This is a genomic window from Streptomyces sp. JW3 (assembly GCF_052216785.1).
In the GTDB taxonomy this organism is placed as follows: domain Bacteria; phylum Actinomycetota; class Actinomycetes; order Streptomycetales; family Streptomycetaceae; genus Streptomyces.
In genome coordinates this window covers 41,704-64,240 of record NZ_JBQOUX010000040.1, presented here as the reverse complement: position 1 = coordinate 64,240, position 22,537 = coordinate 41,704, and the positions used below count along the sequence as shown (strand labels likewise).

The following is a 22,537-nucleotide window of genomic DNA, read 5'->3' as shown; positions in this document are numbered from 1 at the left end:
GGGACCCGGCCGGGCCCGCCCGGGACACCGAGGAGGCGGCCACACCGGCCGGCACCGGCTCGGTGGCCGGGGCGACGGCCTCGGCGGGAGCCGGGGCGGCGGGGGCGGCGTTTGCCTCGGCGGCCTGGGCCAGCGCGCCGGTGGTGCGCAGCGGCACCTCCTTGATGAACAGCGTCACCAGCAGACCGAGGAAGGCGATCGGCGCGACGATCAGGAAGATGTCGGCGATGCCGTGCCCGTAGGCGCTCTCCAGCCACTCGCGGATGCCCGGGGGCAGCAGGTCCATGTCCGGGATCGAGCCGCCGCCGGACGCCTTCGCGGCCGCCGCCTGCTCCTGCGGGCTGAGCTGCCCGATGGTGTCGGAGGCGTAGTGGCTGATCCGGGTCGACATGATCGAGCCGAGCACGGAGACGCCGACCGCACCGCCGAGCGAGCGGAAGAAGGTCACCGTGGAGGACGCGGCACCCAGGTCGCTCGGGGCCACCTGGTTCTGCGTGCAGAGCACCAGGTTCTGCATCATCATGCCGACGCCGAGACCCATCAGCGCCATGAAGATCGCGATGCGCCAGTACGGGGTGTCGTACCGCATGCTGCTCAGCAGGCCGAGGCCGGCCGTCAGCAGGACGCCGCCGGAGACCAGCCACGCCTTCCACTTGCCGGTGCGGGTGATGACCTGACCGGAGACGGTGGAGGAGACGAACAGACCGCCGATCATCGGGATCGTCATGACACCCGACATGGTCGGGGACTTGTCCCGGGCGAGCTGGAAGTACTGGCTGAAGTAGACGGTGCCCGCGAACATCGCGATACCGACGAACAGCGAGGCGATCGACGCCAGGGAGATGGTGCGGTTCTTGAACAGGCGCAGCGGGATGATCGGCTCGCTGGCCTTGGTCTCGACGAAGCAGAAGACCAGCGCCAGGACGACGGAACCGCCGACCATGACGGCCGTCTGCCAGGACGCCCAGGCGTACTTGTCGTCGGCGAAGGTGACCCACAGGAGCAGCAGGCAGACGGCGGCGCTGATGAAGAAGGCACCGGCCCAGTCGACCTTGACCTTGCGCTTGACGTTCGGCAGGTGCAGCGTCTTCTGGAGCACGATCAGCGCGATGAGCGCGAAGGGCGCGCCGACGAAGAGGCAGTAGCGCCAGCCGAGCCACGAGGTGTCGGTGATGACACCGCCGAGCAGCGGGCCGCCGACGGTGGCGACCGCGAAGGTCGCGCCGAGGTAGCCGGAGTACCGGCCGCGCTCCCGCGGCGAGATCATCGCGGCCATGATGATCTGGGCCAGGGCGGACAGACCGCCGGCCCCCAGGCCCTGGATGACACGCGCGCTGATCAGCATCGCCGGGTTCTGCGCGAGACCCGCGACGACCGAGCCGACGACGTAGACGATCAGGGCTATCTGGACCAGGGCCTTCTTGTCGACCAGGTCCGCGAGCTTGCCCCACAGCGGGGTGGAGGCGGTCATCGCCAGCAGCGAGGCGGTGACGACCCAGGTGTAGGCGCTCTGTCCGCCGCCCAGGTCGCCGATGATCTCGGGCAGGGCGTTGGTGACGATGGTCGAGGACAGGATGGCGGCGAACATGCCGAGCAGCAGCCCGGACAGCGCCTCCATGATCTGCCGGTGCGACATAGGAGCGCCGCCTTCGGAGGAGCCTCCCCCGTGCTTGGCATGAGCCCGCACACCGGCTGGTGTGGTCGTTGCCATGGACTTCCTTTTCTTACGTGGTGATCGCGGGTGTACGGGTGGACTGCTCGGGCACGTGCGGCGCGGTGGTCCGCCCCGGTGCCGTCCGGCAGTCGTCGAAACTCGCCCTGAGCCGGGCCATGAGCCCCGCGAGCTGGCCGACCTCGTCGTCGGTCCAGTCGCCCAGGCGGTGGGCGAGCAGCTGTGTGGTCCGTTCGGACAGCTCGTCGAGCTGCGTCTGGCCCTCGGGCGTCAGCCGCAGGATGCGCGAGCGTTTGTCGGCCGGGTCGGGGGACCGTTCGATCCAACCCCGATCGGCGATGTGGGCGACATGGCGGCTGGTCACCGACATGTCCACGGCAAGCAACTCGGAGAGCTTGCTCATGCGCATGTCGCCGTAACGGCCGAGCAACGTCAGTACGGCGACGGAACCGCCGGGGCAGTCGGCCGGAAGGATCCGGCCCAGCTCCCGTTTCACGGCGCCGAAGGCGCTGAACTGGCGGATCAGCTCCTCGTACTGCGCCTTCTCGGCCATCTGCACCTCCCGGTTTGTTGCTTAGGGCAACCATAAGATCTGTTGGTTGCTGAAGGCAAATAAAGAAGGTAAGAGAGCACTAAAAGCTTGGCAAAGGCAAGTATTGCGACCGTAAACACGCAGGTGGCGTCGGCCGGCTGGCGATCGGCCCGGGGGCGGTCCGCCCCGGTGGACCCGCGCTTGGGACCTTCCGCCGGATTCGCTAGTGTCTCGGCCCATGGCTAACACCCAGGGCCCCCAGGGCAATTACGATCCCGCAGGCAGCACCCAGATGTTCCGCGCGTTCGTCGACGAGGACGGCCCGGGAACCCGGCAGGCGGCGCCCGCCGCCGCCTCCTCCGGCCCCCGCGTCGGCCTGATCATCGGCATCGTGGTGGCCGTCGTGGTCATCGCGGCGGTGGCCTGGCTGGCGCTCGGCTGACTCGCTGACGCTTCCGGTCTTCCGTTCTTCCGGTCTTCCGGTCTTCCGTATGCGCCGCGCCACCGCTTCCGCGGGGTGCGGCGCTCGGTTTTTGTGGGCCTTGGCTCAGTCCCGTTGTCCGGGTGGGGGAGTCGGCGGTGCGGGCGTACCCGCGTCACGGGTGGTCCGGTGGTCGGGGTGCGGGGACGTGGGCGGCGCGCCCCCTGCGTGCGCGGGATGCCGACCCGCGCCGCTGCGACGCCTCACCGTCCTCCGTGACGCCCTCTTGGGGCGTCGTTCTTACCCGGCGTCCCGGTGCGCCGGCACCGCAGGTGCCACAGGTGCCGTACCGAGCGGGTGCCGTACGGACGACGTACCCCGCTGCCCTCGCTGCTCTGCTCCCCGCCGGGCGGCGCTCAGTCGGAGATGAGGCCCTCGCGGAGCTGGGACAGGGTGCGGGTGAGGAGCCGGGAGACATGCATCTGGGAGATGCCGACCTCCTCGCCGATCTGCGACTGCGTCATGTTGGCGAAGAAGCGGAGCATGATGATCTGCCGCTCCCGGGGCGGCAGCTTGGCCAGCAGCGGCTTGAGGGACTCGCGGTACTCCACGCCCTCCAGCGCCGTGTCCTCGTAGCCCAGGCGGTCCGCCAGCGAGCCCTCACCGCCGTCGTCCTCGGGGGCCGGCGAGTCCAGCGAGGAGGCGGTGTAGGCGTTGCCGACCGCGAGGCCGTCGACGACGTCCTCCTCGGAGACCCCGAGCACGGTGGCCAGTTCGGCCACCGTCGGCGACCGGTCGAGCTTCTGTGACAGCTCGTCGGACGCCTTGGTCAGCGCCAGCCGCAGCTCCTGGAGCCGGCGCGGCACCCGCACCGACCAGGACGTGTCCCGGAAGAACCGCTTGATCTCCCCGACCACGGTCGGCATCGCGAAGGTCGGGAACTCCACGCCCCGTTCGCAGTCGAACCGGTCGATCGCCTTGATCAGGCCGATCGTGCCGACCTGGACGATGTCCTCCATCGGCTCGTTGCGGGAGCGGAACCGCGCGGCGGCGTACCGCACCAGCGGGAGGTTGAGCTCGATCAGCGTGTCCCGGACGTAGGCCCGCTCCGGGCTGTCCTCGTCGAGGGCGGCGAGCCGCAGGAACAGGGAGCGGGACAGGGTGCGGGTGTCGATGGCCTCCGGCGCCGGAAGGGCGACGAGAGCCGGGAGAGGCTGAGCCGGCACTGCGTCGAGCGCAGCGGTCTCGTCGATGGAGCCGAGCGCATCGAGCGCGTCGGGCGCGGTCTCGCTCTCGGCGAGCGCGAGCACCTTCGAGCTGCCCTGGTCTGCGGACATGCCACCCCCTTTGGGTCGCGGGACGGTCGTGACTTCGCGCTCCCACTTCAGGAGCGCAGCCTTCACCTGAATACCGGAGCCGGAGCTCCGGCAAACGCGTCTCCCGCAGAATGTCACATGTCGGCAACACGCTGTAGTGACATGTCGACATGCGAGATGTGAAAACCCCCTGGAAACAGGGGGTCTGACGGTCTTTCGGGGCTGAATCGCCCACATCGGCCCTGGTGAGCGATTCGCTCTCCCCGGTTATAGCCCGCTCACGCTTGCGATTACGCTTCGATCCGGTTCGCGGACCTCAAACGCTGGAAGCTACGCGCGAGTAGCCGCGAGACGTGCATCTGGGAGACGCCGAGTTCCGCACTGATCTGCGACTGGGTGAGATTGCTGTAGTAGCGCAGCAGCAGAATGCGCTGCTCCCGTTCGGGGAGCTGGACGAGGAGGTGGCGGACCAGGTCCCGGTGCTCCACGCCGTCGAGGGCGGGGTCCTCGTAGCCGAGCCGGTCCAGCAGTCCCGGCAGTCCGTCGCCCTCCTGCGCGGCCTCCAGCGAGGTGGCGTGGTACGACCGTCCCGCCTCGATGCAGGACAGCACCTCCTCCTCGCTGATCCGCAACCGCTCGGCGATCTCGGCGGTGGTCGGGGAGCGGCCGAAGGCGGTCGTGAGGTCCTCGGTCGCGCTGTTCACCTGGACCCACAGCTCGTGCAGCCGGCGCGGTACGTGGACGGTGCGGACGTTGTCGCGGAAGTACCGCTTGATCTCGCCGACCACGGTCGGCATCGCGAACGTCGGGAACTGCACGCCCCGCTCCGGGTCGAACCGGTCGATGGCGTTGATGAGCCCGATCGTGCCGACCTGGACCACGTCCTCCATCGGCTCGTTGCGGGAGCGGAAGCGGGCCGCGGCGTAGCGCACCAGGGGGAGGTTGGCCTCGATGAGCGCCGCGCGCACCCGGGTGTGCTCCGGGGTGCCCGGCGCGAGGTCCTTCAGTTCGGCGAAGAGCACCTGGGTCAGGGCCCGGGTGTCGGCGCCCCGGCTGCTGCGCTGGGGCGCGGGCGCCTCCTGGGGCGGCGCTTGAGGTGCAGTACTGGCCGACACGGTCAACTCCACCTCATGATCTGCTCAAACTCATCCGTCAACTCATCCGTCAAAAGCGGTCATAGCATCACAAGACATGTGCACTGTGTGCAAGCACCGCATAACCCCGTGTTGAAGGTGAAACAGTCAGAAAAGGTGCGTACAACGCAAAGAACCCCACACCGGAACGGTGCGGGGTCGGAGCCGGGGCGGGAGCCGGGCTAGAAGTCGTAGTCCGCCATCACCCAGGTGGCGAACTCGCGCCACAGCGCGACGCCCGCCTGGTGCGCCGGGTGTTCCAGGTAGCGCTTCAGGGCGTCGGTGTCGTCGACGGCCGAGTTGATGGCGAAGTCGTAGGCGATGGGGCGGTCGCTGATGTTCCAGCCGCACTCCCAGAAGCGGAGTTCGCCGATCTGGCCGCCGAGGGCACGGAACGCCGCGACGCCCTCGACCACGCGCGGGTCGTCGCGCGTGACGCCCTCGTTCAGCTTGAACAGGACCAGGTGCCGGATCATCGCTGTGCCGTCCTCACTGTCCGCCGTGGGCGACCCAGGACATGAAGTCGCCGATGGCCTTGGCCGCGTCGGAGATGCCCTCGAACCCTATCTGGACGTAGTCCGCGGCCTTGGCGGGGTCCGTGATGATCAGGTACAGCACGAAGACCACGACCACATAGACGGCGATCTTCTTCGCGTTCACCGCCACCGCGGCCTCCCCTGTCGCTGGCATCCCCGGTGTCCGGGCTGCTGTCCGAGCGCTGCTCATGATCGCACGAAGGGCCCCGCCTTTCGACGGGGCCCTCGTAAAGAAGCGGTAGCGGAGGGATTTGAACCCTCGGTGACTTGCGCCACACTCGCTTTCGAGGCGAGCTCCTTCGGCCGCTCGGACACGCTACCGGGAGAGACCTTACCGCACGGTGGGCGGTGCTTCGAAATCGGTATTCAGCGGTGCCGGAAGAAGTCGGTGAGCAGGGCGGCGCACTCCTCGGCGCGGACCTCTCCGATCACCTCGGGCCGGTGGTTGAGCCGCCGGTCGCGTACGACGTCCCACAGCGAGCCGGCCGCGCCCGCCTTCTCGTCGCGGGCGCCGTAGACCACCCGGTCCACCCGGGACTGCACGAGGGCGCCCGCGCACATCACGCAGGGCTCCAGCGTGACGACGAGGGTGCAGCCGGTCAGCCGCCACTCGCCGAGCCGGGCCGCGGCCCGCCGGATCGCGAGGACCTCGGCGTGCGCGGTCGGATCGCCGGTGGCCTCGCGCTCGTTGTGCCCGGCGGCGAGCACCGCGGTGCCGTCCGGGGACAGCACCACGGCGCCGACGGGGACGTCCCCGCCGGCGGCGGCCCGGCGCGCCTCGTCCAGGGCGAGCCGCATCGCGGGCCGCCAGGGCGCGCGCACCGGGTCCGCCACCGCCTCGGGAGCGGACGGGACGCCGGGAGTACCGGGTGCTCCCGGTGCTCCCGGTGCGCCGGAGGTGTTCGGTGGGGTCAGCGGACGGTCTCCAGTACCTCGGAGGCGCCCAGCGACTCGGCGATCTCCATGAGCGCGTCCTCGGTCATCGAGAGCAGTTCCTTCTCGCTCACACCGAGGTCGTCCAGGACCCCGGCGTCGCCCACCGGCCCGTGCGGTACGGCGTCGGCGGCCGGGGTGTCCGCGGCGGCGTCGGGTTCGTCGTCGTCGGACTCACCGTCCTCGGTGCCGTCGAGGTCGAGGGCGTCCAGGTCGGTGCCGTCGTCGCCGGGTTTTCGGCCGAGCAGTTCATCGGTGAGCAGGATCTCGCCGTAGCTGCTGCGGGCAGCGGCGGCGGCGTCGGAGACGTAGATGCGGGGGTCCTCCTCGCCGTCCACCCGGACGACACCGAACCACCCGCCCTCCTGCTCGATCAGGACGAGGACGGTGTCCTCGTCGGGAGTGGCTTCCCGGGCCAGGTCGGCCAGGTCCGCCAGGGTCTCCACATCGTCGAGCTCCGTGTCGCTCGCTTCCCACCCGTCTTCGGTGCGCGCGAGCAGTGCGGCGAAGTACACCGTGACTCTCCCACTGGTCATAGGCGTGCCGGTCGGGGTTCCCCCCGGCGGAGGTCCAGGGCGGGGAAGGAGCGGGCTCCGAGCCCCACCCACTCGGAATCGTGGCAGAAACATGGCCGTCAGGGGACGTCTTCGGCTCCCTGTGTCCGGCTGTTTTGATCGTGGGTCCGTCCGCGCCGCGATCCCGTCCATGAGCACGCCGGAACCGCGTCACGAGGGGCCCACCAGCACACTCGTCGCCGCCACTTGCGGATCGTACGCGGCTTTGCCGTGGCGTCCGCGCACGCCCGCACGGGAGCAACACCGGCGCGGCGCGCGATCTTCCCGGCTCAGGACATCAGGGCCGGGCGGGCTACCAGCGGAACGTGCGCATCCGCATGGCCCGGCGCAGCCGGGCGGTCCGGGCCCGGCGCGGCTGCACCCGGTCCCGCAGTTCCCGGGCCTCGCGCAGTTCCCGCAGGAACCGCTCCCGACGCCGCCGCCGCTCGGCGTCCGGGGCGGGGGCCGGGGCGGGAGCCGGAGCGGGAGCCGGAGCGGGAGCCGGGGCCGTCGCCCGGCTCTGTTCCCTCGGTGGTTCCCTCCGTGGTTCGCTGCGTGGTTCGCTGCGTGGTTCCCTCCGTGGTTCCCTCCGTGCGGCCCGTGGTGGCTCACCGAGGGACGGCGTGTCGTGGAATTCCCGGTCAGGCACTGTCTCATCACCCCGCGTCCGTCCCCTTCCGTCTTCCCCCGTCCGGACGGTTCGACGCGGGGCCCGGTTACTGTGGGGGACATGCGTCTCCACGTCGTCGACCACCCCCTGGTCGCCCACAAGCTCACCACGCTGCGCGACCGGCGCACCGACTCCGCCACCTTCCGTCGGCTCGCCGACGAGCTGGTCACCCTGCTCGCCTACGAGGCCACCCGCGACGTGCGGACCGAACAGGTCGACATCCAGACGCCGGTCGAGCAGACCACCGGCGTCAAGCTCTCCTACCCGCGCCCGCTGGTGGTGCCGATCCTGCGGGCCGGTCTCGGCATGCTCGACGGCATGGTCCGGCTGCTACCCACCGCCGAGGTGGGCTTCCTGGGCATGGTGCGCAACGAGGAGACGCTCCAGGCGTCCACCTACGCCACCCGCATGCCGGACGACCTCTCCGGCCGTCAGGTCTACGTCCTCGACCCGATGCTGGCCACCGGCGGCACCCTGGTCGCCGCGATCAAGGAGCTGATGCGGCGCGGCGCCGACGACGTGACCGCCGTGGTGCTGCTGGCCGCCCCCGAGGGCGTCGAGGTCATGGAGCGCGAGCTGGCCGGCACCCCGGTGACCGTCGTGACGGCCTCGGTCGACCAGCGCCTCAACGAGCACGGCTACATCGTGCCGGGCCTCGGCGACGCGGGCGACCGGATGTACGGCGCGGCCGAGTAACCGCCGCGCCGCGCTCTTTCCGTCAGCAGCCCTTCCCGGCGCTCGGGGAGGGCTGCGGCGCGTTCAACGCGGCCAGGGCCGTGTCGGCCTGCGCCTTCTTCGCCAGTCCCGTGAACTTGTCGCCGATGATGAGGTCGACCGAGGCGCCCTTGCGGGCCGCCTCGGTGCGCCGCTCGGCGGCCGGCAGCTGGGTGCCGAGTACCGGCAGTGTGGTCTTCAGGGCGGCGGCGGGACCGAGCAGGACGCCGGTGCCGGCGACCTTCTTGTCGTACTTCGCGGGCGCGTTGCCCACGTCGCCGATCCGGAAGCCGCGCTTCTTCAGTTCGTCGGCGGTCTCCTTGGCGAGGCCGCTGCGGGTGGTGGCGTTGAGGACGTTGACGGTGACCGTGCCGGGCTTGGGCACGGCCGCGGGGGAGGACGAAACGTTCGTGCCCGAGGAGTCACGGGTGGAGTCATGGCCGGAGTCACCGGCGGTGTCGGCCGCGGTGCAGCGGCCCGACCTGGTGCCGGCGGCGGCCGCCGCCTCGTCGTCGCCGGTGAAGACGTCGACGAGCTGCCAGGTGCCCCAGCCGATCAGGCCGAGGGCGGCGACGCAGGCGACGGCGAGGAAAGCGAGCCTGCCGCGCCGCCGGGGACGCCGCATCCGCGGGTATTTGTCACCCGTGATCCGGTACTTGCCGCCCATGCCGGGGGGAGTCAGCATGCTCATGAACGCAGCGTAGTGCGCACCGACGGCAATGCCTACTAGATGATCATTCGACGGCGCGGGGCGATATCCGAATGCAACCCGAAAGGGCCAAGCGGCGCCTGGCGGGACCTCGGCGGGGCGGCGGCGGGACAGCGGCGGGCGCCGGCCGGGGCGTCAGTCGAGCTCGAGAACGCGGGCGTGCAGCACCTGGCGCTGCTGGAGCGCGGCGCGCACCGCGCGGTGCAGGCCGTCCTCCAGGTAGAGGTCGCCCTGCCACTTCACGACGTGCGCGAAGAGGTCGCCGTAGAAGGTGGAGTCCTCGGCGAGCAGGGTCTCCAGGTCGAGCTGGCCCTTGGTCGTCACGAGCTGATCGAGGCGGACCGGGCGCGGTGCGACGTCCGCCCACTGCCGGGTGCTCTCCCGGCCGTGGTCGGGGTACGGCCGGCCGTTTCCGATGCGCTTGAAGATCACACGGAAAGCCTACCGGCCCAGACGTTCCGGGCGCAGCCATGGAGGCGGAGTGCGGGGACTGAAAAAGCCGGAGCAAAGGCGGCACAAAGCGGGGAAACGCGGGAAACGGGACATCGGCGCCGGACATCGGCGCCGGGCGGCGGGGTGGCGGCGGCGGGCGGCGGCGGGGGTGGTCGTCCCCCGCCGCCGGTCGACCGTGCGGTCAGCCGCGGTCACGCTCCGGTGCGGGGTGCTTCCGTACCTGGGAGGTGGTCGGTGCGGGTCGGGGCTCGGGGCTGGGGTTGTTGCGGCTGGCCTCCGCGCGCAGGAGGGCGCGCAGGACGGCGTAAGGGTCTTTGAGCATGGGTTTCCTCGGTCCGTGCGTCGTACGTCGTGTGCGGGGTGCTGGCCGGCGGGGGCGGGTGGCCGGGCCGGTCAGCAGCGCAGGACGACGGAGCGCGCAGGGTGCCGGAAGGACGGTGGCGGGAGTGCGGGCGCGGCGCACCGGGCGGCGGGGGAAGCGGTCGGCCGCGGCGTGCGCGGGGGCCGCGGTGCCGGGCGCCGGGGCGCGGCACCGCGGCGGGTGGCGCGGGCGGGTGCCCGCAGGGCGGAGTCGAGCAGGTCGTACTCGGCCGCCGTACCGCCGCCGGTGTCGCCGGTCACCGCGGCGGGCGGCCCGGCCTGCGCCTGTGCGTACGTGCCGGGTACGAGCAGGGCGAGCAGCAGCACCAGTACGCGCGCCCAGGCGCGCCGGCGGGCGGCGGGCGACGGCGGACGGGAGCCGCTCGGTGACTCGGCCATGGTTCATGCTGGCGACGGGCGGGGCGGGGGCGCACGTCGGAGGGGGCCGGTCGGGGACGAGTCCGGACGGCGGCTTCTGCTTCCTCCTCCTACTTCTCCCTGCTTACTTCCCCCTGCTTACTTCTCCCTGCTTTCCCTTGGCGGCCTTCGCCGCCGCCTTCATCTCCTGCTTGTGCGCGCGGACCTTGGCCAGCGACTCCGGGCCCGTGATGTCGGCGACCGAGCGGAAGGCGGTCGGTTCGCCGTAGGGGCCCGCCGCCTCGCGCCAGCCGTCCGGGCGGACGCCGAGCTGCTTGCCGAGCAGGGCGAGGAAGATCTGCGCCTTCTGTCTGCCGAACCCGGGCAGGTCCTGGAGGCGGCGGAGCAGCTCGCGGCCGTCGCCGGCGTCCTGCCAGACGCCGTCGGCGGCGCCGTCGTAGTGCTCCACGAGATAGCGGCACAGCTGCTGGACGCGGCCCGCCATCGAGCCGGGGTAGCGGTGCACCGCCGGTTTCGCGGCGAGCAGCGCGGCGAACTCCTCCGGGTCGTACGCGGCGATGTCGTGCGCGTCCAGGTCGTCCGCGCCCATCCGGCGGGCGATGGTGGCGGGGCCCTTGAACGCCCACTCCATCGGAATCTGCTGGTCCAGCAGCATCCCGACCAGCGCGGCGAGCGGGCTGCGGCCGAGCAGCTCGTCGGCCTCCGGGTCCTGGGCGAGGTGCAGGGTGACGTCCATGAACCGATGATCGCGCGTCGGGTCCCGGGCCGCGCGCCCGGCAGGTGGTGGGGCGGGGTGAGCGTCGGGATCCACCGTGCGACCCGGGGCGTCCCGCACCTGCGCGCCGACGATTCCCGGCGACGACGCGTGCACGGCGGTGCGTTCCGCCGTCGTACGGCGGCCGGCGGCCGGTGGCCGAGTCCGCCTCCGCCGCGCCGGCCACGCCACACGCGTACCCCGAGCTGTTCCTGCCCTGCCTCGCGCCGGCCCCGCGCGTCGGGCCGCCCTCGGCCGGCCGCCGCGCGCCGAGCCGCTGTACGGCATCGACCGTACGACCGTACGGCTGTACGACCGTACGGCTGTACGGCTGTACGGCTGTACGGCTGTACGGCGCGTCGCCGTCGCGGAGACGGCCACGGCGGCCACCGCCGACCGGTTCGTCGGAAGAGCCGGTGGCAACTGGCCGACCGGCTCGTCGAAGAGGGCGGCAGTCGCCCGGCGGGCGTACGCTGCCGCGGATGAGCAGTCCGCCGACCCCCGAGGAACTCGCCGCGCACTACGGGCTGGAGCCGATCCCGCGCGAGGGCGGCCTGTTCCGGCGTACCTGGGCCGGGCCGGAACGTCCCGACGGCCGCCCGGCCGGCACCGCGATCGTCGCGCTGCTGACCGCCCGCCCCGGCGACTTCTCCGCCCTGCACCGCCTGCCCGCCGACGAGATCTGGCACCACTACCTCGGCGACCCCCTCCATCTGCTCCTCCTCGAACCCGACGGCAGCGCCCGTACGGCGGTCCTGGGACCGGACGTGCTGGGCGGCCAGCAGGTCCAGCTCACCGTCCCGGCCGGCACCTGGATGGGCGGCCGGGTCGCGGCCGGCGGCGCCTGGACCCTCTTCGGCTGCACGATGGCGCCCGGCTTCAGCTACCCGGACTACGAGCACGGCGACGCCGGGGAACTGACCGCGCGCTACCCGGCCGAGGCGGCCCGGATCATGGAACTCTGCCGCCCATGAACCTCCTTGACGGACAGACGGCCCTGGTCACGGGCGCGGGCGGCGGTATCGGCCGGGGCATCGCGCTGCGCCTCGCAGAGGAGGGCGCGGCGGTCGCGCTGCACTGCCGTACGTCGGTGGCGGCAGCCGGCGAGGTGGCCGCCCGGGTGCGTGAACGCGGCGGTCGGGCGGTCGTGCTGCGGGCCGACCTCACCGACGAGGACGCCTGTCGGCACCTGGTCGAGGAGGCCGCCGACTGGGGCGGCGGACGGCTGGACGCACTCGTCAACAACGCCGCCGTACAGCCGGTGCGGGACCTGCCCGGGATGACGGCGGCCGAGTGGCGGACGGTGGTGGACACCGACCTGACCAGCGTCTTCGCCTGTACGCAGGCCGCGGCGGAGGTGATGCGCCGTACCGGCACCGGCGGCACCGTCACCCACATCGCCTCCATCGAGGCACGCGCCACCGCCCCCGGCCACGCCCACTACGGCGCGGCCAAGGCGGCGGTCGTCCTGCACGCCCGCGCGGCGGCCCTGGAGTACGGCCGGTGGGGCATCCGCGTCAACACCGTCTCCCCCGGCCTGACCGACCGGGACGGCCTGGCCGGGGCCTGGCCCGAGGGCGTACGGCGCTGGCTGGACGCGGTGCCCGCGGGCCGGCTCGGCCGCCCGGAGGACGTCGGCGACGCCTGCGTGTTCCTCGCCTCCCGGCTGGCCTCCTTCGTCACCGGGCACGACCTGGTGGTGGACGGCGGGGTGTCGGCGCGTCCGTCCTGGTGATCGTCCCGTCCCGGTGAGCACATGGCCCCTCGCGTCCGTACGTATCCCCGAGCCGGTGAGTCGCACGACGGGGTGGTGGCGTGAGGGGTGGCGGGAAACGTGAACACCGTGAACACGGAGGGCGTCGTCGAATTCACGGAGGGCGTCGCGGAGTTCAGGGAGGGCGTCGCGGAGTTCAGGGGCTGGTGCTGCTCGGCACCGTGCTGGTCCTGTTCGTCCTCTTCCTCCTCGGCGCCGGACCGGCGTCCGCCCACGCCGCCCTCACCGCCACCGACCCCGCCGACGGAACCGTCCTCGAGCGCGCCCCCCGGCACCTCACCCTGACGTTCAGCGAGTCCGTCGGCCTGCGCGACGACTCCTTCCGCGTCCTCGGCCCCGACGGCCACCGGGTCCGCGTCGGGGCGGCGGGCCGCGCGGACGACCGGTCCGAGACGGCCCGCGTTTCCTTTCCCCGCCCGGACCGGCTCGGCGCGGGCACGTACACGGTGGCCTGGCGGGTGGTGTCCGCCGACAGTCACCCGGTCTCCGGCGCGTTCACCTTCTCCGTGGGCCGGCCCTCCGCCACGGCCGCGGACCCCGGTCCGGCCGAGGACCCGCTCACCGGCGCCCTGCACACCGCCGCCCGCTACCTCGCCTATCTCGCGGGCGCCCTGCTCGTCGGCACGGCGGCGTTCGTCGTGCTGTGCCGTCCGCCGGATGCCGGACGGCTGCGTCCCCTGGCGGCGACGGGCTGGTGGGCCCTGCTGGCGGCCACCGTCGCCCTCCTGCTGCTGCGCGGCCCCTACGAGGCGGGCACCGGCCCGGGCGCCGCCGTCGACCCCGGCGTCCTCGGCCACACTCTGACCACCCGGCCGGGGGCGCTGCTGCTGGCCCGGCTGGTGCTGCTCGGGGCGGCCGCGTTCCTGGCGGCCCGGCTGCTGCGGCCCGGCGGCGGGGCGGGGCGCGGGGCGTGTGCGGCGGGCGCCGCGCTGGCCGTCGTACTCGCGCTGACCTGGGCCGGTGCCGAGCACGCGGCGGCCGGCAGCCAGGTTCCGGTGGCGCTCACGTCGGCGGTACTGCACCTGCTGGCGACGGCCTGCTGGCTGGGCGGCCTCGCGGCCCTGCTCACGCTGCTGCGCCGCACCCCGACCGGACCGGCCCTCCCGGCCGCCGTCGTCGCCCGGTTCTCCCGGCTGGCCCTGGCCTCGGTGGCGGTCCTGACCGTGACCGGCGTCTACCAGTCCTGGCGCGGCCTCGGCTCCTGGCCGGCCCTCACCGGCACACCGTACGGCAGGCTGCTGCTGGCCAAGGGGGCCGCGGTGCTCCTGCTGCTGGCGGCGGCCGGGGTGTCACGCCGGTGGACGCGGCGGATGGTGGGGGCGGCGGGGGGACGGGGGGATGCGGTGAGCCCTGCGGCCGGCTCCGGGCTTGCGTCGGGTCCGGGCCCTGCCTCTGTTCCCGCCCTCGCGTCTGTTTCTGGGGCCTCTGCTCCCGTACGGATCCTTGCTCCCACCCCCGCCCCCACCCCCGCCCTCACCCCCGACGACCCCCAACCACCCCCCACCCCCCACCGCCCCCTGCGCCGGTCAGTGTGCGCCGAGACACTGATCGCCGCCGGCGTGCTGCTGATCACCACCGTGCTCACCGGCACCTCGCCCGGCCGGACCGGCGGCGGGGCGGCCGGGGCGGCCGGGTCGGCCGGAGCCGGCCCGGTGGCCGCGCCGAACCCCGCGTCCCTCACCACGGTCCCGTTCGACGTCGGCACCCCGGGCGGCCGGGGAACCGTCCAGATCACCCTGGACCCCGGCCGCACCGGCGAGAACGCGGTGCAGGCCGTGGTCTTCGGCGCCGACGGCGGTCTGACCGCCGTACCCGAACTGCGGCTCTCCTTCTCCCTCCCCGACCGGGACATCGGCCCCATTGACGCGGGGCTGACCGACCGGGGCGGCTACTGGAGCGCCAACTCCGTCACCCTCCCGCTCCCCGGCACCTGGACGATGCGGGCGACGGTGCGGGTGTCGGACGTGGACCAGACGACCGGGACGGGACGGGCCCGGGTCACGCCGTAGCCGCCGCGGTGGCGTCCGGAGCCGGACATGACTTGCCGTCAGGCGACGGGCCGGCCGGTCAGCTCCGGGTCGGCGTGCCCCTCGACCACCTCGCGGGCCACGTCCCGCACCGACCGCCGACGCGTACGGGCGTGCTTGCGCAGGATGTCGAACGCGTCGTCCGGGGAGAGCCCCAGGAGGGTGCCGAGGACCCCCTTGGCCTGTTCGATGACGACGCGGCCGGTCAGCGCCTGCTCCAGCTGGCTGGTGAGCGTCCGGCTGCGGTCGGCCTCGCGGGCCCGCTCCAGTGTGACGGCGGTGAAGTCGGCGAGCGAGGTGCCGAGGGCCACCGCGTCCGGGGTGAGGGACCGCGGGGCGTCGGTCAGCAGGACCAGGGCGCCGCCCGCCGCGGGGCGGGTACGCAGGGGGAGGGCCAGGACGTGGGTGTGGCCCAGTCGCGTGGCCCGTGCGGCGTAGCGCGGCCAGCGCCGCCGGCCGACCTCGCTGTCGAGGGCCTCCGGCGCCGGGCGGAGACCGGAGACGCGGCGGCATTCGAGGCCGGGACCCTCGCGCCAGTCCACGGCATCCTGTTCGAGGCGGGACACCTCGGGGTCCGAGCCCGCCACCAACGCCGGGGCCGGGCCGGCGGGCTCGAACACCACGGCCGCGGCGCGCACGCCGAGCAGGGCGGGGGCGCGATGGGCCAGGGCCGTGAGCGTCCTGGACACGTCCAGGGGACCGGCCTCGGTGCCGCCGGCCAGGGCCAGGAACGCGTCGGCCAGCCGTTGTTCGGACGTCATGGCACTTCACGCTACGCCGCGGGGCGGGCCGGAGGCACCGCTTCGGCCCTCTTCTCCCCATACCGGGGAAAGCTGGGGGAGGCGTGCGGTTCATTCGGCAACCCATTTCACGAAATCACACCCGAATGAGGGAACCCGTTGGTGGGGAAAGCGCTTCTCCCCACAAGGCCGCCCCGCTCGCGTCCCGGCCGTCCTAGGGTCGATTCAACCGGTGCCCGGGTCCCCGGGCACCCGGCCTTGGTCGTCGAGTCCTACGCGGGCATCACGCCATGGATGCGGGAGAGTGTGAAGACGCGTTCCGCTTCGCGCAGGTGGCACCAGGCGTCGAGGCAGGGCGGGTCGAGTTGCAGGTCGCTGAGGGTCCGTACGGTCCGGTTGCCCGAGGCGGCGACGTACTCGACCGTGATGGCCGTACCCGTGTCGATGGCATGGGCGACCTGGCGGACGTCGCTGTACGACAGGTGCTTCGCGTATCCGGCGACAATCTCCTCGGTGTCCGTCGCGAAAGGCACCCCGCTGCCGAACGGGTCCGGTTCCGGTGCCGTCGGCAGGGCCTTGAGCAGTCGGTCGGCCAGGACGTCCATCCCGGTGTCGGTGGGCAGATCCGAGGCGCGAGTCGCGGTGTTCCGGGGGCCGCGCCGCCCGACCTGCCCTCGCGGCGGCGGGACGGCGGCGGCCCTCCGCGGCAGCTGCTTCTCGATGCGTACCGTCCCCCCGGCGGTCTCGGCGACCGGGGCGTAACCCGCGGCGCGGATCGCGGCGAGAGTCGTCGCGGGTGGACTGCCGCTGACCAGGACCGTCGGGGCGAGCTGCCGCAGGGCGAGCTTGGCCAGTGCGCGGTGGGCGGCGAGTTCGGCCAGGAGCGCGGGTTCGTCGCCGTGGATGACACAGGCCGCGGGGGCGATGCGCACCCGTCCATGACCTCGCGCGGTGTCGGCGATGAGATAGGTCAGCGGCTGTGGCAGGGCCGTGGCGGAGCTACCGGCCAGGTCGGCTGCGATGCCGTCCGGGGTACGGCCGGCGTCCAGGGCCCGGCGGACACTGCCGGCACTGAAGCGCCATACCGACGCCGTGCCACTGGTCTCCCGGTCGGCCGTCGAATCCAGCAGCGCCGAGAGGCGCGCGGAGGGGGTGCCGGTGACGACGGCGGTGAGGTCGGCGCCGATCCGGGCCGTCGTGGTCGCGGGGGGCAGCAGCCGCAGGGCCGTGCTGTCGAGTTCTTCGTCGGCGTGGGCCGCCAGGTGGGCACCGAGCGGGGACAGTGCCCCCCGTGCCAGCACGCCCAGCAGTTCGCCTTCGCGGATCACGGTGCCGAACGGTGCCGTGTCCTCGGGCGAGGCGTCGTCGGCGAGCGGACGGTGCCAGGCCACGAGCGGCCCCAGCTCCGAAGCGACCTTCACACCCTGTCCTGCCGGGAGCCCCGCCGCCGCGGTGAACAGCCCGTGGCGGGCTTGCAGACAGCCGCCGCAGGCAGGCGCACCGGCGAGCGCGGGAAGCGACTTGTCGTCTTCGTCGCGCGCCCGGGTGGGGGTGAGCGGCAGGTCCCGCCATGCCCGGAGCAGTACGGCGAGTTGTTCCGCGGGCTCCTGCTCGGCCCAGGTGTCGTACGCCTCGGTGGGGAGTACGCGATCGCCGTCGCGGGCCAGCAGCCCGGCGGCGTACGCGGTCTCCAGGGCGATGCGTACGACGGCGTCCTCCGCCTGGGCGACCTTGCCGAGCCGGGCCAGTTCACGCGCGCCGATCCCGCCCGACTTCAGCCGGGCCGGTGGAGCGGTCGCGCACGCCGAAAGAACGGAGGCGGCACGGGCCGCGAACGCGCCGGCTGCCGCCGCGGCCTCCCGCTCCACCTCCGAGGAGGTGACGGGCACCAACTGCGGCAGGGGCGGCAGAGGGTCGAACGGAGCGTGCCAATCGGGGCCCCGCAGAGCCAAGGCCACCTCGACCGGCATCCGGACGGGCCCGTACCGGTGACGGTCCTGGAACAGAAGCCCGCGGTCGAGTGCCCAACGGGCGCCCGGCTGGAGATCGCGGCCAGGAGCACCGAACCCGACGAACGGCGACTGACGTGGCGTGGACCTGGCGCTCTCCTCAAGCAACTTCCGTGTGGCCGCCGGTGCTCCCGCCACCAGCGCGGCGACCCGTTCCGCGGCACTGTGATGCTCCAGCAGAGCCGCGAGTCGCTGCTGCTTGGTGCCAGGGGCCTTGACACCCAGGACCGTCAGGATGCCGCGCAGTTCCTCTGAGGTGATGCCGGCCAGCAACTCCTCCAGCGGCGCGTCAAGTCCCAGGGGCGTGCTCCACGCCTGCCGCAAGGGCGTAGACATGCGGAGTGCCCCGTCGCCGTCGTGCCACACGAGCGCCCGATCCGACAGCGCCTCCAGCGTCGCGTCCAGTGCGTGCACCGCCGCAGGGGATGTCGAACCGAGCAACTCCGCGAAGCTGTCGCGGGTCGCCCGCGCCCCCAGGGCTGCCAGCGCCTCGGCGGCCTGCAGGCACGGCAGTGCGAGTTGCGGCAGGACGAGTGCCACGGACCCCGGACGTTGGAGACGATCCGCCAGTTCCCCCACCGAGCGTGGTTCCGGAGCGGAGGCCGCGTCCTTCCGCAGGGTGAGTACGCGTGCCAGGCGAGAACGGTCGAGTTCGCTCAGCCAGGTCGTAAGCGTAGATCGGGACTTCAAGCGGGACTTCATGAGAGTGCACCTCGACTGACGGGAAACGTCACAGGCGGGCCGAAGCCGCTTCGGCGCCATGGTCAAGGATGGCGCAGTTCCCTGATCCGCGTATGCCGTACGAAGACAGAGTCCACGGCATCTCCCCGCCGGGCCCAACCCGACGAGCCGAGCCGACGGCATCTGTGTCTACGGCGTGTTCGTTGGCCCGCGTGAGTCCCTCGTCATCCGGCGAGGGTGAGGTTGTGCAGGCGGCGGGCATCCGATGCAACGCCACACCGGAGTGACGGCCCGGCGGACCTGCCCGTCCGCTCACAGGACGAGGTCGTCGCTCCACCACCACGCGACGGACGGCAGCCGCCGGGGGTCGTGGCTGCCGGAGCGGGGTGCGTCGGCCCAGTGGTCGGCCGATGCCTGGGCCGGGATGTGCGCCGGGGCGGTGCGGGCGGTTCCGTCCGGGGCGTGGTAGCGCGGTACGCGCAGTGCCCATTCGATGTTGCCGCGGATGCCGTGCCCGAGGTCGGTGAGGTAGTGGCGCAGGGACGCGCCGGCGCGGGGGGTGACCCGGTCGCGCAGGACCAGGAACCGCTCCAGTACGGCGTCGCGCAGGGCGATGGTCTCGTCGCGGGCCTGGCGCAGCGAGCAGCCGTGGTGGACTTGGAAGACGTTGACGGCGTTCTGTTCGGTGGGGCAGTGCTCGGTCTCCTTGGTGTAGGAGTGCCGGTCGTTGTCGAGGCTCGCGACCAGGATGGCCATCTCGGTCAGGGCGCGGACCGCGGGTGAGTCCATTTCCCGGTCGGGCACGTCGAGGCCGTTGGCGATCTCCAGCATCGCGTAGGTGGGTTCGCCGCCGGCCGAGTGCAGACGCATGGTGAGGTACGCGTCGAGGTCGGGCATGCGGCCGGTGGCCCGGTTGCCGATCTGCCACTGGACGCCGGTGAGCCAGCCGCGGTGGGCCTGCTCGAAGCGGCGGTTCTGGACGGGTCCGGCGGCTGCCCGGAACAGTTCCCCGATCTCGTGCAGGGCGGCGGCGTAGGGGTCTGCGCAGTGCAGGGGGCCGGGTGTTTCCAAGGCGCGCTGGACGGAGTAGGCCATGGTGGCGAACGCGGCGGGGTCGGTGGCGAGCGGGCCTTCGTCGCACCGGGCGTCGTCGAAGGCGAATCCCCAGTACACCCACAGGGAGGCTGGCCACAGCCGGTCCAGGTCGGCGTTGGGTGCGAACCGGGCGTAGAACTCGGCGCTGCGGCTGCCGGCGCAGCGGGCCAGGTCGGCCGGGGTGCGGCACAGGCCGCTGTGGCTGAGCCAGGCCAGGGCGCGGCGCTCGGCCTCCTCGGCCTCGGGATGGACGGCGGACTCGATGGGGCAGTAGAAGGGTGCGGTATCGACGGCGGTGCCGGTCACCGGTTCTCCTCCTTTCGCCGCGGCGACGGCCGCGGTGCCGTGCGGCGGATGCGGTCAGGTGGTCAGGCGGTGCGGACGGCGGCGCGGGCTGCGATCTTCCGCAGGGCGGCGGCGGTCTCCGGGGCGAACGCACTGGTGTCGAGGGCGCGCAGGGCTTGCTCGTGCCGGGTGGTGATCATGTTTTCGACGGTGTCGCGGGCGCCGGTGTGCTGGAGGACGTGCCGGATGTGGGCGGCGCCGTCCTCGTCCAGGTCCGCCCGGCCGACCAGCGCTTCGAGCGTGCCGCGCTGCTCGGGTGTGGCACGCCGGGTGGCGAGGGCCATGAGTACGGTGGCCTTGCCCGAACGGAGGTCGTCATGGACGGGTTTGCCGGTCACGGCGGGGTCGCCGAAGACTCCGAGCAGGTCGTCGCGCAGCTGGAACGCCTCTCCGAGGGGGAGTGCGTAGGCGGAGCACCGGGCCAGCAGATCCGGGCCGGCGCCGGCCAAGGCGGCGCCCAGGTGCAGGGGACGTTCGACGGTGTACTTGGCGGTCTTCAGGCGGGCGATGGTCATGGCCTCTTCCACGTCGTCGGTGGGCCGTCCGGTGGCCATCAGGTCCATGTGCTGGCCGAGCAGCACCTCACCGCGCATGGCGTCGAGCAACGGCAGCACCGTGTCGCGCTGCCGGGCGGTCAGGCCGGCCGTGTGGATGAAGGAGTTGGAGCAGATGAGGGCCAGGTCGCCGAGGAGGATGGCGGCGTGCGTGCCGAAGGCGTCCGCGTCCGGTCTGGAACGGTGGCGTCCGGCGAAGTAGCGGTGGGCGCTGGGCCGGCCCCGGCGGGTGGGGCTGCCGTCGATGATGTCGTCGTGGATCAGGGCGAAGGCGTGGAAGACCTCCAGGCTCGCCGCCGTGCGCCACAGGGTCTCCTCGCCGTCCCCGTCGCCGCCGTCGGCGGCGTGCCAGCCGAGGACGCACAGCAGGGGCCGGATGCGTTTGCCGGGTGCGAGGACGAAGTCGGTCAGGGCCCGGGTCAGCTCGCCGGCCCGGCCCCGTGGGGCGGGGACCGCGGCCGACGGGCTGCGCAGGCCCTGCGCCAGGGCGGTGTCGATCCGCTCGCGCAGGGCGTCGAGGTCGAGGGTGGGGGCGAGGTCGGTACTCACGGGGGGTGCTTCCTCCCTGCGGACAGCCGGCGGACGCGGCGGTGAAACGCTGGTCAGCGGTCCTTGGCGTAGTGGTTCCAGAGCATCGTGGTGGCGAGCGCGAGGGACACTTCTGCCGCGCCTTTGCGCAGGCTGGAGGAGGAGCGGGTGGACGAGCGGGAGCCGGTGAGGTTCATCCGCATGGTCAGGTCCTGGTTGGACAGGTCCCTGGTGATGCCCCGCAGTTGCTGGGGGGCGGAGCCACCGGCGGTGATCACTTCCAGGGCGGTGCGGACCGCATGCTTCGGCGAGAGCGATTCCTTGACCAGGTCGGTGACGATTCCACTGAGCTCCTCGGAGAAGACATCGATCAAGGACAGCTCCGGGCTCAGGTGCCGGATGGAGCCTTCGATGTTGGCGAAGGACTTGCCCAGGATGGAGATCATGGGGCTGGTGCGGATGCCGCGCCGGGTGGAGTGCTGCAGCACGGCGGTGAGGGTGACTCCGAAGTTGAGTTCCTCCAGGGAGGCCGTGGCGATCTGCGGTACCAGCGAGGCCATGTCGCCGGCGAACGCCGCGGTGTTCGCCCATGAGGTGGCGCTGCCCATGTCGACCCAGGCCCGTGCGGTCCCCGCCCCGTCGTTCATCGCCAGGTTGAGCAGGAGCAGCAGGATGCTGGTGCTCATGGGCCGGTCGATGCGTCCGACCATTCCCCAGTCGATCAGGGTGGCCGGGTGGCCTGGTTCGACGAAGATATTCCCCGGGTGCGGGTCCGCGTGGAAGATGCGGTCGACGAAGTAGCCCCGGTACATGAAGGCGAGCAGGTCCTGGCCGATGGCCTTGCGCTCCTCGGGGTCGAACCGGTCTCTGTCGGCTTCCCGGATCGGCTTCCCCGGCGCGAGACCCTGCACCAGGACCCGTTCGGTGGCCTCGACGACCTCGGGCACGGCCACATGATCGAAGTCCTCGGCCACCTTGGCCGCCTCGGTCATGTTCCGGGCTTCCGCCACGAAGTCGAGTTCGGGCCGCATCGCGTCGAAGACCACACTGAGCATGGCCTCGACGTCGATGACCTCGTTGAAACGCCAGGACCGACGGGAGGCGAAGCGGGACAGGGAGCCCATGAGCCGCATGTCCGCCTCGACCGTCTCCCGCACGCCAGGGCGCTGGATCTTCACCGCCACCGGCCGCCCGCCGGGCAGTTCCGCCCGGTACACCTGGGCGAGCGACGCGGTGCCCAAGGGACGCTCGGTGTCGAAGTCACGGAACCGCCCGGCCCACCCCGGCCCCAGCTCCTCACGGAGCACCGGCTCGAAGTCACTGAACGGTGCGGGCGAGGCCCCGTCCTGCAGCTTCTCGAACTCATCGATCATCTGCGGGGTCACGATGTCGGGCCGGGTGGCCAGCATCTGGCCGACCTTCACATAGAACGGCCCCAGGCTCTCCAGTGCCCGCCGGACATTGCGGGCCCGGCGCAGAGCCCCCTCGTCGGCCCGGCCGGCGGAGGTGACGGCGAGCGCCGCTTCCTGCCGGACCAGGTGGGCGAGCACCCGCATCAGCACTCGCCCTCGGCCCGTACTCACCTGGCGCGCTCCCCTGCCGGGCAGCTCGTGGTCCCCGGCCCGGCGGCATAGCGTCGTGGGCCGGGG

General features: G+C 72.5%; 23 protein-coding genes and 1 tRNA gene. 5 read left to right on the top strand and 19 right to left on the bottom strand.

Translation table 11 applies throughout. The features are described 5' to 3' along the window. Both ACTT8P_RS18345 and ACTT8P_RS18340 read right to left on the bottom strand, forming a co-directional pair. The coding region (locus tag ACTT8P_RS18345) for an MDR family MFS transporter (protein ID WP_442832722.1) at positions 1-1,711 on the bottom strand (1,711 nt) is incomplete at its 3' end. Positions 1,712-1,724: 13 nt separating this feature from the next. Continuing rightward, entirely contained in the window at positions 1,725-2,225 is a 501-nt protein-coding gene (locus ACTT8P_RS18340) for a MarR family winged helix-turn-helix transcriptional regulator (RefSeq protein ID WP_442832721.1), read from the bottom strand. Between the two features lie 217 nt (positions 2,226-2,442). On the opposite strand from ACTT8P_RS18340, the gene ACTT8P_RS18335 reads away from it, so the two are divergent. Further along, positions 2,443-2,646, top strand: a complete 204-nt coding sequence (locus tag ACTT8P_RS18335; protein ID WP_442832720.1) for a hypothetical protein — start codon at positions 2,443-2,445, stop codon at positions 2,644-2,646. A 395-nt stretch (positions 2,647-3,041) separates the two neighbouring features. On the opposite strand, the gene ACTT8P_RS18330 is transcribed toward ACTT8P_RS18335, so the two are convergent. The 7 genes from ACTT8P_RS18330 to ACTT8P_RS18300 form a co-directional block, all read right to left on the bottom strand. Continuing rightward, positions 3,042-3,962 (bottom strand): RNA polymerase sigma factor SigF, encoded by a 921-nt coding sequence (locus ACTT8P_RS18330; RefSeq protein ID WP_442832719.1) that lies wholly within the window; start codon positions 3,960-3,962, stop codon positions 3,042-3,044. A gap of 269 nt (positions 3,963-4,231) precedes the next feature. Then, positions 4,232-5,056 carry an RNA polymerase sigma factor SigF gene (locus tag ACTT8P_RS18325; protein WP_442832718.1) on the bottom strand — a complete coding sequence of 275 codons (825 nt, stop codon included), beginning with the start codon at positions 5,054-5,056 and terminating at the stop codon, positions 4,232-4,234. 200 nt (positions 5,057-5,256) lie between these two features. Further along, the gene (locus tag ACTT8P_RS18320; RefSeq protein ID WP_442832717.1) at positions 5,257-5,550 is read right to left on the bottom strand and encodes a Dabb family protein; all 294 of its coding nucleotides are present in this window, start codon (positions 5,548-5,550) and stop codon (positions 5,257-5,259) included. 13 nt (positions 5,551-5,563) lie between these two features. Further along, positions 5,564-5,764, bottom strand: coding sequence for a hypothetical protein (locus tag ACTT8P_RS18315; RefSeq protein WP_361159118.1), 201 nt, complete (start codon positions 5,762-5,764; stop codon positions 5,564-5,566). 82 nt (positions 5,765-5,846) lie between these two features. Beyond that, positions 5,847-5,931: transfer RNA gene (locus ACTT8P_RS18310), tRNA-Ser, on the bottom strand. Between the two features lie 45 nt (positions 5,932-5,976). Further along, the gene (gene tadA, locus ACTT8P_RS18305) at positions 5,977-6,408 is read right to left on the bottom strand and encodes a tRNA adenosine(34) deaminase TadA (protein WP_442832727.1); all 432 of its coding nucleotides are present in this window, start codon (positions 6,406-6,408) and stop codon (positions 5,977-5,979) included. A 113-nt stretch (positions 6,409-6,521) separates the two neighbouring features. After that, positions 6,522-7,058, bottom strand: a complete 537-nt coding sequence (locus ACTT8P_RS18300) for a tRNA adenosine deaminase-associated protein (RefSeq protein ID WP_442832726.1) — start codon at positions 7,056-7,058, stop codon at positions 6,522-6,524. Positions 7,059-7,827: 769 nt separating this feature from the next. Between ACTT8P_RS18300 and upp the strand changes: the two genes are divergently transcribed. Beyond that, positions 7,828-8,463, top strand: coding sequence for a uracil phosphoribosyltransferase (gene upp, locus ACTT8P_RS18295; RefSeq protein WP_442832716.1), 636 nt, complete (start codon positions 7,828-7,830; stop codon positions 8,461-8,463). Positions 8,464-8,485: 22 nt separating this feature from the next. Here upp and ACTT8P_RS18290 read toward each other — a convergent pair whose 3' ends face one another. From ACTT8P_RS18290 to ACTT8P_RS18270, 5 genes are all read right to left on the bottom strand, one after another. Beyond that, positions 8,486-9,148 carry a LytR C-terminal domain-containing protein gene (locus ACTT8P_RS18290; RefSeq protein WP_442832725.1) on the bottom strand — a complete coding sequence of 221 codons (663 nt, stop codon included), beginning with the start codon at positions 9,146-9,148 and terminating at the stop codon, positions 8,486-8,488. A gap of 177 nt (positions 9,149-9,325) precedes the next feature. After that, positions 9,326-9,622, bottom strand: a complete 297-nt coding sequence (locus ACTT8P_RS18285; RefSeq protein WP_003999914.1) for a type II toxin-antitoxin system VapB family antitoxin — start codon at positions 9,620-9,622, stop codon at positions 9,326-9,328. A gap of 202 nt (positions 9,623-9,824) precedes the next feature. Further along, on the bottom strand, positions 9,825-9,965 hold the full coding sequence (locus tag ACTT8P_RS18280; RefSeq protein ID WP_442832715.1) for a hypothetical protein: 141 nt from the start codon (positions 9,963-9,965) through the stop codon (positions 9,825-9,827). Positions 9,966-10,036: 71 nt separating this feature from the next. Then, entirely contained in the window at positions 10,037-10,402 is a 366-nt protein-coding gene (locus ACTT8P_RS18275) for a hypothetical protein (protein ID WP_442832714.1), read from the bottom strand. Between the two features lie 103 nt (positions 10,403-10,505). Continuing rightward, complete coding sequence (locus ACTT8P_RS18270) at positions 10,506-11,117, bottom strand: HhH-GPD-type base excision DNA repair protein (RefSeq protein ID WP_442832713.1); 612 nt, start codon at positions 11,115-11,117, stop codon at positions 10,506-10,508. A 500-nt stretch (positions 11,118-11,617) separates the two neighbouring features. Here ACTT8P_RS18270 and ACTT8P_RS18265 point away from each other — a divergent pair, with 500 nt between their 5' ends. From ACTT8P_RS18265 to ACTT8P_RS18255, 3 genes are all read left to right on the top strand, one after another. After that, entirely contained in the window at positions 11,618-12,109 is a 492-nt protein-coding gene (locus ACTT8P_RS18265) for a cupin domain-containing protein (protein WP_442832712.1), read from the top strand. Beyond that, a complete protein-coding gene (locus ACTT8P_RS18260; protein WP_442832711.1) occupies positions 12,106-12,870 on the top strand; it encodes an SDR family NAD(P)-dependent oxidoreductase in 765 nt (254 codons plus the stop codon). Before ACTT8P_RS18265 ends, ACTT8P_RS18260 begins: the two co-directional genes overlap by 4 nt. A 185-nt stretch (positions 12,871-13,055) precedes the next feature. After that, a complete protein-coding gene (locus ACTT8P_RS18255; protein ID WP_442832710.1) occupies positions 13,056-14,918 on the top strand; it encodes a copper resistance CopC/CopD family protein in 1,863 nt (620 codons plus the stop codon). A 38-nt stretch (positions 14,919-14,956) separates the two neighbouring features. Here the strand turns inward: ACTT8P_RS18255 and ACTT8P_RS18250 are convergent, their stop codons facing one another. The 5 genes from ACTT8P_RS18250 to ACTT8P_RS18230 form a co-directional block, all read right to left on the bottom strand. Next, complete coding sequence (locus ACTT8P_RS18250) at positions 14,957-15,697, bottom strand: ANTAR domain-containing response regulator (RefSeq protein WP_442832709.1); 741 nt, start codon at positions 15,695-15,697, stop codon at positions 14,957-14,959. Positions 15,698-15,948: 251 nt separating this feature from the next. Beyond that, complete coding sequence (locus ACTT8P_RS18245) at positions 15,949-18,375, bottom strand: helicase-associated domain-containing protein (protein ID WP_442832724.1); 2,427 nt, start codon at positions 18,373-18,375, stop codon at positions 15,949-15,951. A 303-nt stretch (positions 18,376-18,678) separates the two neighbouring features. Next, on the bottom strand, positions 18,679-19,767 hold the full coding sequence (locus ACTT8P_RS18240) for a terpene synthase family protein (RefSeq protein WP_442832708.1): 1,089 nt from the start codon (positions 19,765-19,767) through the stop codon (positions 18,679-18,681). A 62-nt stretch (positions 19,768-19,829) separates the two neighbouring features. Next, positions 19,830-20,909, bottom strand: coding sequence for a polyprenyl synthetase family protein (locus tag ACTT8P_RS18235; protein ID WP_442832707.1), 1,080 nt, complete (start codon positions 20,907-20,909; stop codon positions 19,830-19,832). A gap of 53 nt (positions 20,910-20,962) precedes the next feature. After that, entirely contained in the window at positions 20,963-22,471 is a 1,509-nt protein-coding gene (locus ACTT8P_RS18230) for an ABC1 kinase family protein (protein WP_442832706.1), read from the bottom strand. Positions 22,472-22,537 lie beyond the last annotated feature (66 nt).

Bases quoted from the DNA above. Each gene is read 5' to 3' on its own strand.
- ACTT8P_RS18320 (WP_442832717.1), bottom strand. From the start codon at position 5,550: ATGATCCGGCACCTGGTCCTGTTCAAGCTGAACGAGGGCGTCACGCGC.
- ACTT8P_RS18250 (WP_442832709.1), bottom strand. From the start codon at position 15,697: ATGACGTCCGAACAACGGCTGGCCGACGCGTTCCTGGCCCTGGCCGGC.
- ACTT8P_RS18280 (WP_442832715.1), bottom strand. From the start codon at position 9,965: ATGCTCAAAGACCCTTACGCCGTCCTGCGCGCCCTCCTGCGCGCGGAG.
- ACTT8P_RS18340 (WP_442832721.1), bottom strand. From the start codon at position 2,225: ATGGCCGAGAAGGCGCAGTACGAGGAGCTGATCCGCCAGTTCAGCGCC.
- ACTT8P_RS18315 (WP_361159118.1), bottom strand. From the start codon at position 5,764: ATGCCAGCGACAGGGGAGGCCGCGGTGGCGGTGAACGCGAAGAAGATC.
- ACTT8P_RS18270 (WP_442832713.1), bottom strand. From the start codon at position 11,117: ATGGACGTCACCCTGCACCTCGCCCAGGACCCGGAGGCCGACGAGCTG.
- ACTT8P_RS18330 (WP_442832719.1), bottom strand. From the start codon at position 3,962: ATGTCCGCAGACCAGGGCAGCTCGAAGGTGCTCGCGCTCGCCGAGAGC.
- ACTT8P_RS18275 (WP_442832714.1), bottom strand. From the start codon at position 10,402: ATGGCCGAGTCACCGAGCGGCTCCCGTCCGCCGTCGCCCGCCGCCCGC.
- ACTT8P_RS18335 (WP_442832720.1), top strand. From the start codon at position 2,443: ATGGCTAACACCCAGGGCCCCCAGGGCAATTACGATCCCGCAGGCAGC.
- ACTT8P_RS18290 (WP_442832725.1), bottom strand. From the start codon at position 9,148: ATGGGCGGCAAGTACCGGATCACGGGTGACAAATACCCGCGGATGCGG.
- upp (WP_442832716.1), top strand. From the start codon at position 7,828: ATGCGTCTCCACGTCGTCGACCACCCCCTGGTCGCCCACAAGCTCACC.
- ACTT8P_RS18265 (WP_442832712.1), top strand. From the start codon at position 11,618: ATGAGCAGTCCGCCGACCCCCGAGGAACTCGCCGCGCACTACGGGCTG.
- tadA (WP_442832727.1), bottom strand. From the start codon at position 6,408: ATGCGGCTCGCCCTGGACGAGGCGCGCCGGGCCGCCGCCGGCGGGGAC.
- ACTT8P_RS18260 (WP_442832711.1), top strand. From the start codon at position 12,106: ATGAACCTCCTTGACGGACAGACGGCCCTGGTCACGGGCGCGGGCGGC.